Genomic DNA, 1777 nt, shown 5'->3' with positions numbered 1-1777 from the left:
TGTGTTCCTTTTCTGCCGCGCACCGACGCGGCAGAAAAGGAACACATAAAGTGAGCAAGCGGATACGCAGCAGAGTCCTCACCGGTACGGCCCTCGCCCTGGCGGTCTCCACCGTCCTGACCGCCTGCGGAGGAGGGGGCGACACCTCCCCGTCCTCCGCGTCCGACGCGAAGGCGCGGAAGGAGCAGGCGGCGAAGGGCGCGCGGGACACCGGGGCCGCCGCGGTCGAGGAGCCGCTGGTCGCCACCTTCGACGGCGGCCTGTACATCCTGGACGGCAAGACCCTGGAGCTCGCCGGAACGATCGAGCTGCCCGGCTTCAACCGGGTCAACCCCGCCGGAGACGACGCCCACGTCTTCGTCTCCACCGACTCCGGCTTCCGGGTCCTCGACGCCGTGCGGCAGAACCTCACCGACATCACGTACGAGGGAGCCAAGCCGGGGCACGTCGTACGGCACGCCGGCCGGACGGTCCTGTTCACCGACGGGACCGGCGAGGTCAACGTCCTCGACCCGGCCGACCTCGCCGACGGCGAGAAGCCCGAGGGTCGCACCCACACCTCCGCCGCACCCCACCACGGTGTCGCCATCGAGCTGAGCAACGGCGAACTCCTCACCACCGTGGGCACCGAGGAGGAGCGCACCGGCGCCCTGGTCCTCGACAAGGACGACAAGGAGATCGCGCGCAACGAGAACTGCCCCGGAGTCCACGGCGAGGCCGCCGCCCGGGGCGAGGCCGTCGCCGTCGGCTGCGAGGACGGCATCCTCATCTACCAGGACGGCGAGTTCACCAAGGTCGACGCCCCCGACGACTACGGACGCATCGGGAACCAGGCCGGCAGCGAGGAGTCCCCGGTCCTCCTGGGCGACTACAAGACGGATCCGGACGCCGAACTGGAACGGCCCACACGCGTGTCCCTGATCGACACCGAGACGGCGAAGCTGCGCCTGGTCGACCTCGGCACCAGCTACTCCTTCCGCTCGCTGGGCCGCGGACCCCACGGCGAGGCCCTCGTCCTCGGCACGGACGGCGCCCTGCGCGTCATCGACCCGGAGACGGGCACGGTCGAGAAGAGGATCCCCGTGGTGGGCGAGTGGCGGGAGCCGCTCGACTGGCAGCAGCCCCGGCCCACCCTCTTCGTCCGCGGCCGCACCGCGTACGTCTCCGAGCCGGGCACGCGCGAACTGCACGCCGTGGACATCGAGTCGGGTCAGAAGGTCACGTCCGTGACCCTGCCGAAGAGCACCAACGAACTCTCCGGCGTCGTCGCGGGCCACTGACTCCGGCCCCGGACGGGACGGGGGGAGCCCCGTGTGCCCCCCGCCGGGAGGACACCGGCCGCTACGCCCCGGAGCCCAGCGTCCCGGGATCCTCCTCGGCGGGACCGGCCGAACCGGCGGGCGGGGCGGCCTGCTGCGGCGTCGTCAGGTACTCGTAGGTACCGGTGATCCGGAGCAGCCGCTCCAACCGCGGGCCCACGTGGTCCAGGTGGAAGCCGGTCCCGTCCCCGGAGGCGCGGCGGTGGATCTGCAGCAGGACGGCCAGGCCCGCGGAGTCGACCGCTCCCAGGTCCCGGCAGTCCAGCCGGAGGTCCCGTACGTCCTCACCTCCGTGCAGGGCGTGCAGGACCTGGTGGAGGACCTCGTCGCCGATCTCGTGGTCCAGGTCGCCGACGAGGGCGAGGCGCACGGTGTGCGGGGTCTCGGTGGGGAGGGACAGGACGTGCGGTGCGAAGGGGAGGGCAGCCACGAATGATTCCAGCGTCTCGGGAGGGGGC

2 protein-coding genes are annotated in these 1777 nt (G+C 71.9%); one reads left to right on the top strand and one right to left on the bottom strand.

Annotated elements, in window-relative coordinates; all coding sequences use genetic code 11:
- Positions 1–50: 50 nt before the first annotated feature.
- Positions 51–1280 (top strand): zinc metallochaperone AztD, encoded by a 1230-nt coding sequence (gene aztD / locus AOK18_RS27160; protein WP_055696047.1) that lies wholly within the window; start codon positions 51–53, stop codon positions 1278–1280.
- Between the two features lie 61 nt (positions 1281–1341).
- Here the strand turns inward: aztD and AOK18_RS27155 are convergent.
- The coding region (locus tag AOK18_RS27155; RefSeq protein ID WP_338119142.1) for an STAS domain-containing protein at positions 1342–1777 on the bottom strand (436 nt) is incomplete at its 5' end.

This window comes from Streptomyces prasinopilosus (assembly GCF_001419695.1).
Classification (GTDB): Bacteria; Actinomycetota; Actinomycetes; order Streptomycetales; family Streptomycetaceae; genus Streptomyces; species Streptomyces prasinopilosus.
This window is presented reverse-complemented; position numbering and strand designations above follow the sequence as displayed.